Below are 6,197 nucleotides of genomic sequence, written 5' to 3'. Positions count from 1 at the left end.
TTGTTTGATCTCTTGTAAGAAAGTAGGGGTGATGATTATTTCTTGTTGACGATAAGATAATATTTCAGCTAATGCCTGTATCGTGCCTGAATTACCGGAAACAGATTGCCAGCCTAGTTGAATAAACCCAGTACTGATGGGAGTGATAATATCACTGGCAGCATGAATGGCAGCAGTAATATTTTGCTCAGTTAACTGTCCATTGGTAAAAAATTGCTCTCTAAAACTAACACAACCTAAATTTAAACTAACGACCTTACTTGTGCTAAAGTCTTTGCCTATAATTAATTCTGTGCTGGCGCCGCCGATATCAATTACTAATCGTTTTTTCTCAAGCTCATTAGTACAAGAGTAAGCTGCGCCTTTATAGATAGTTTCTGCTTCTTGAACACCACTTAATAACTTAATATTTAAAGGCAAAATTTTGTTGGCTTGACTTATAAATTTATCCTTATTAGTCGCTATCCTCAAGGTTGCGGTAGCAACAATGCTGATATTACTTACAGGTATAGTCGAGAGATGTTTAGCGAATAATTTTAAGCAATCAAGACCAGAAGCGATCGTTTCTGGGTTAAGCGCTAATTGTTGATTAAGGCCAGCAGCTAAACGTACTTTACGTTTAACCTTGTTTACCTCTATCCGTTGGTTATTATGCATACGGATAATTAATAAATGAAAGCTGTTAGAGCCTAAGTCAACCACAGCGTAATGGCTGGCATCGTACTGTGGTATTGTGTTGGAAGTTTCCATGTTCTTACTATATTTGACTAACGACGGCCACGATAATTACTATTACCACCTTGCCTGTTGCCACCAGGGCGACCTGAATTTGGTCGAGGGCGACGTTGACGAGGTTTTGGTTGAGGTAAATCATCAATTAATGCATCTGAATCGTATTTTGTTACCGGAAGTTCATGTTCGATATAGTTTTCAATATCAGGTAAATTAAATACATATTGTTCACAAGCTAAACTGATAGCATGGCCAGTTGCGCCAGCACGACCAGTTCGGCCAATACGATGTACATAATCTTCACAATCATCAGGTAAATCGAAATTAAATACGTGTGTTACTTCTGGAATGTGTAAGCCTCGCGCGGCAACATCAGTTGCTACTAAGAAATCTACACTACCTTCACTAAATTGCTCTAATATTTTTAGGCGTTTTTTCTGTGGAACATCACCTGTTAATAAACCAACGCGAAGACCATCGGCAACCAAGTGATCATAAACTTTTTCACAAACGTGTTTAGTGTTCGCAAAAATAATCGCTTTTTCAGGCCAATCTTCTTCAATCAGCGTTTGTAAAAGAGACATTTTATCTTCATTTGAAGGGTAAAATAACTCTTCACTAATGCGCACGTTAGTTTTTTGTTCAGGTTCAACCTCAACACTTGTTGGGTCATTCATGTGATCAAAAGCAAGCTCTTTGACTCTAAATGATAACGTCGCCGAAAATAACATGCTTAGACGTTGTTTAGCGGGAGGCATTTTATTGAACATATAGCGAATATCTTTAATAAAGCCTAAATCGAACATTCTGTCGGCTTCATCTAAAACGATTACTTCAATATTTGTTAAGTTGTATACGCCTTGCTTCATGTAATCAATTAATCGGCCACAGGTACCAATTAAAATATCGACACCTTGTTCTAGTGCCAAACGTTGACTTTCATAACCTTCACCACCATATACAATACCAAGGCGTAACCCTGTACTTTTAGAGAGTTCAATGGCGTCACGGTGAATTTGAATTGCTAATTCACGTGTTGGTGCCATAATCAATGCTCTAGGCTGATTATGTGTTGGTGCTTCTTTTTGTAATAAATGATGGAAAGTTGCAGCTAAGAAGGCGATAGTTTTACCTTCTCCTGTTTGCGCTTGACCAGCAATATCAGTACTTTGAAGTAGCACGGGTAAAGATTTCGCCTGAATAGACGTACAATATTCGAAGCCCATAGCTTCTAATCCAGTGACGACTTGCGGAGCAAGATTTAAGTCAGCGAATTTTGTTTCTGTTAAGTGTGTTTTTTTCATGGCGCTAGCTTAACACCTAACTTAGTTAATGACTAATTTTAGCGCTGATAAGTGAAGATTAAAGAAAACGAACTTGATATTTAAACAATAAAGCCCCATAAAGGTTTTATAGACACATTTAATATTGTAATTAATAGATTGGCGTAAGCGCCATAACTAACGGAGAACAAGATGAACGAGAAAATTATTCAGCTAACTGATGATAGTTTCGAAGCCGATGTTTTAAAAGCACCTGGTTTAGTATTGGTTGATTTCTGGGCTGAATGGTGTGGCCCTTGTAAGATGATAGCCCCAGTGCTTGATGATATTGCTAATGAATATGACGGCAAGGTCACGATAGGTAAACTAAACATAGACCAAAACTCTGGAACACCACCAAAGTATGGTGTAAGAGGTATTCCAACGCTATTATTATTTAAAGATGGTGAAATTGCGGATACTAAAGTAGGTGCCCTATCAAAAACTCAATTAAAAGAATTTTTAGATAAAAATCTTTAAGTTTCTAAGTTAGTATCGTTTAAATTTATCTAATGCCGCTCGTATGTAAGCGGTATTTTTTTGCCTAGTGTAGCGAGCTAATTCAGTTGAATAGGGTGCTGAAATTAAATTGGCCTTATTAACAATATTAAGACTCTATTAAGGCTTCTTAATTATTTGTTTGGTTGTGCTATGCTATTTTATAATGGAATCATTAGGAATAAATAACATTTGACCCTGCTTTTCATCTATCTCGCCATTGCTATTGGTGTGTCATTTTTCTGTTCTGTACTCGAGGCAGTTTTACTGTCTGTGACTCCTAGTTTTGTGGAGCAAACCCAAACTGAAAAGCCAGAAGCCGGTGCAGTATTAGCGCGTGCTAAAAGTAATTTAGATGAGTCACTTTCTAGTATATTAATTTTAAATACTTTCGCCCATACCATGGGAGCTGCAGGTGTTGGAGCCCAAGCTATTAGTATTTTTGGTGAGCGCTGGGAAACCTTAATTGCGCTATTACTGACATTGGCCATTTTATATTTGTCAGAAATTATACCAAAAACCTTAGGGGCTACCTTTTGGCGTAGCTTATCAATTCCTTCGGCATATATGATTGTTTGGTTAGTTAGAATTGTTTATCCATTGGTGTGGGTTGCAACGCGTTTAACGCGCTTATTCAAACAAAATAAAGAAAATGAAATTACCCGCGAAGAAATTATTGCGCTTGCCTCGTTAGGCCATAAAGATGGTAGTTTGTTTGCCCAGGAAAATGAATATTTATCTAATATTTTATCATTACGTGAATTACGTACCGGGCAGATATCAACGCCGCGTACAGTAGTACATATGTTACATCAAGATGTGACGGTAACTGAGGCGCTAAATCATGAATTAACCCCTCAATTTACCCGTATTCCTATTTACGGAACAACCATTGATGATATAAAAGGCAAAGTGATGAAAGGGGATTTATATCAAGCAGAGCGCAATGGCTATGGTGACAGGTCGCTTATTGATTTTGTGCTGCCATTAAGTTCGGTGTCTGAGAAGTTACCTGTTCAGCAGTTATTGGATATGTTTATTAAAAATCATATACATTTATACTTGGTTGAAGATATATATGGACAAACTTCTGGGGTGGTAACTTTGGAGGATGCAATTGAGACCTTGCTTGGACGAGAAATTATTGATGAAAGTGATACGGTAACTGATATGCAAGAATTTGCTAGAAATAAATACCGTGAGCGTTTAAGAGAAATGAAGCAGCAAAAGAATGATAATGAGTAATGTTAAATCGTCTTTTTATGCAGAAAAATATAGTTATGTCGTTATATTTTGCTTACATTTTAACTAGTGCCTTTACCTAGATGGTTTTTAATGCTAAATTTAGATTCTGAGTAAAGATTAACGCCCCACTATCCCAATTCTATTATCTAAATTTGCTACATTATAAGTGCTATTATTAGATAAGAAGATTATAAAAATACATTGAACATATACTGTTGTCGGCAATCGCCCCAGACATAAACACTTAAAATAATTTAAGAAACCCCCTATGAACCTTACCGAATTAAAAGAAAAATCCATTAATGACTTGGTTGAACTAGCTGAAACGATGAAGCTGGAAAACCTGGCTAGAACACGCAAGCAAGATATAATTTTTGCTATATTAAAAAAACATGCTGAAAACGACAACGATATTTTCGGTGGTGGTGTTTTAGAGATCCTACAAGATGGCTTTGGTTTTTTACGCTCCGCAGACTCTTCTTATTTAGCTGGACCAGATGATATTTATGTATCACCTAGTCAAATCCGTCGATTTAGTATGCGTACGGGTGATACTATTCAAGGAAAGATTCGCTCACCTAAAAAAGGCGAACGTTATTTTGCCTTATTAAAGGTTACTGAAGTAAACTTTGACCGCCCAGAAAACTCTCGTAATAAAATTTTATTTGAAAATTTAACTCCTATTCATCCAAATGAACGATTTACCATGGAACGTGGTAATGGTTCAACGGAAGATATAACGGCTCGTATATTAGATTTAGCCTCGCCAATTGGTAAAGGTCAACGTGGCTTAATTGTTGCGCCACCAAAGGCCGGTAAAACATTACTATTACAGAATATTGCCCAAAGTATTGCGCATAATCATCCTGATGCTGAGTTAATGGTTCTATTAATTGATGAACGTCCAGAAGAAGTAACTGAGATGCAACGTCTAGTAAAAGGCGAAGTTATTGCTTCAACGTTTGATGAGCCAGCAAGTCGCCATGTACAAGTAGCCGAAATGGTTATTGAAAAAGCAAAGCGCTTGGTTGAGCATAAAAAAGACGTTGTTATTTTACTTGATTCAATTACCCGTTTAGCACGTGCTTATAACACGGTAATCCCATCGTCAGGTAAAATACTAACCGGTGGTGTTGATGCTAACGCATTACATCGTCCAAAACGCTTCTTTGGTGCAGCACGTAATATTGAAGAAGGTGGTAGTTTGACTATTATCGCTACAGCGCTTGTTGATACGGGTTCTAAAATGGATGAAGTTATCTATGAAGAATTCAAAGGCACGGGTAATATGGAATTACATTTATCGCGTAAAGTGTCAGAGAAACGTGTTTTCCCTGCTATTCATATTAATCGTAGTGGTACACGTCGTGAAGAGTTAATAACTAAACCTGACGAGCTACAAAAAATGTGGATTTTACGTAAAATAGTGCATGAAATGGATGAAGTTGGCGCTATTGAATTCCTCATCGATAAGTTGGCGATGAGTAAAACCAATAACGAATTCTTTGATTCTATGAAACGTAAATAAACACGGTACAAGCCATATTATAAAACCAGTCATCATGACTGGTTTTTTATTATGTTTAGCATTATTAATGCTTTGGGATAGATACTATGAAGTTGTATTTTTCATTAGTTTTATATTTTTGTATTTTTTCGTTATCGGCACAAGAAGCCATTCTTGAAGTATATACGGAAGATGCTTATCCCTTACAATATGAAGAAGATGGTAAAATTGTTGGGCCTGCTACTGCGTTAATTGAAAAAGTATTAAAAGAAGCAAATATTAATTATGAAATAATAATACAGCCATGGGCAAGAGTTTATAATACAGCTCTTTTACAGCCCAATGTACTTATTTATTCATTAGCAAGAACGAAAGAGCGTGAAGATTTATTTTCATGGTTAGGTCCAATACAAAAAGTGAATTATGCTTTGTATGGGTTTGAGGGCATAAAATTAACAGCAACGGACTCCTTTGAAACCATTAATAATTTTAGTTTGGCGGTAGGGCGAAATTCAGCATTTCACCATTATTTAGCTAATAAAAATCTAACCAATATTCATCTTATCAATAACAGTGAACAATCTGTAAGAATGTTATTGGCCAATCGCGTTGATTTAGTAACAGGTAGCGATTTATATTTCTATGAAGCTTGCCAAAAACAAAATTTAGATTGCAGTCAAATTAAGCCCATCTTCCCATTAAAAGATCTTGAAGTAACATTATATTTAGCAGCAAGTAAAAAAACGGATATTGAAATAATAAAGCGTATTCAAGTTGCATTTGACAAAATTAAAAGTCAAGCTATGAGTGATCCGTTACTTCGATAAATTATGCCTTACCTTTGTAGCAAGGTATAATTAATTCAATTCTATTAATACCATTGAAAATTTCCG

6 protein-coding genes are annotated in these 6,197 nt (G+C 36.2%); 4 read left to right on the top strand and 2 right to left on the bottom strand.

The window, feature by feature from the left end; translation table 11 throughout:
- Both KO509_RS09615 and rhlB read right to left on the bottom strand, forming a co-directional pair.
- On the bottom strand, positions 1-750 hold a 750-nt coding region (locus tag KO509_RS09615), incomplete at its 3' end, for a phosphatase (RefSeq protein WP_215973061.1).
- 17 nt (positions 751-767) lie between these two features.
- Positions 768-2,036 carry an ATP-dependent RNA helicase RhlB gene (gene rhlB, locus KO509_RS09610; protein WP_215973060.1) on the bottom strand — a complete coding sequence of 423 codons (1,269 nt, stop codon included), beginning with the start codon at positions 2,034-2,036 and terminating at the stop codon, positions 768-770.
- Positions 2,037-2,207: 171 nt separating this feature from the next.
- On the opposite strand from rhlB, the gene trxA reads away from it, so the two are divergent.
- From trxA to KO509_RS09590, 4 genes are all read left to right on the top strand, one after another.
- Positions 2,208-2,534, top strand: a complete 327-nt coding sequence (gene trxA, locus KO509_RS09605; protein WP_215973059.1) for a thioredoxin TrxA — start codon at positions 2,208-2,210, stop codon at positions 2,532-2,534.
- Between the two features lie 210 nt (positions 2,535-2,744).
- Entirely contained in the window at positions 2,745-3,797 is a 1,053-nt protein-coding gene (locus KO509_RS09600; protein ID WP_215973058.1) for a CNNM domain-containing protein, read from the top strand.
- Between the two features lie 268 nt (positions 3,798-4,065).
- Positions 4,066-5,325: a transcription termination factor Rho gene (rho, locus tag KO509_RS09595; RefSeq protein ID WP_159816824.1), complete on the top strand. Its 1,260-nt coding sequence runs from the start codon at positions 4,066-4,068 to the stop codon at positions 5,323-5,325.
- 86 nt (positions 5,326-5,411) lie between these two features.
- A complete protein-coding gene (locus tag KO509_RS09590; RefSeq protein ID WP_215973057.1) occupies positions 5,412-6,131 on the top strand; it encodes a transporter substrate-binding domain-containing protein in 720 nt (239 codons plus the stop codon).
- Positions 6,132-6,197: the final 66 nt, after the last annotated feature.

It is taken from the genome of Colwellia sp. C2M11, from assembly GCF_018860915.1.
Classification (GTDB): domain Bacteria; phylum Pseudomonadota; class Gammaproteobacteria; order Enterobacterales; family Alteromonadaceae; genus Colwellia.
The sequence above is the reverse complement of the archived record's forward strand: the minus strand, read 5'-3'. Positions and strand labels throughout refer to the sequence as shown.

Coding starts and splice junctions, on each gene's coding strand:
- rho (WP_159816824.1), top strand. CDS start 4,066: ATGAACCTTACCGAATTAAAAGAAAAATCCATTAATGACTTGGTTGAA.
- rhlB (WP_215973060.1), bottom strand. CDS start 2,036: ATGAAAAAAACACACTTAACAGAAACAAAATTCGCTGACTTAAATCTT.
- trxA (WP_215973059.1), top strand. CDS start 2,208: ATGAACGAGAAAATTATTCAGCTAACTGATGATAGTTTCGAAGCCGAT.
- KO509_RS09590 (WP_215973057.1), top strand. CDS start 5,412: ATGAAGTTGTATTTTTCATTAGTTTTATATTTTTGTATTTTTTCGTTA.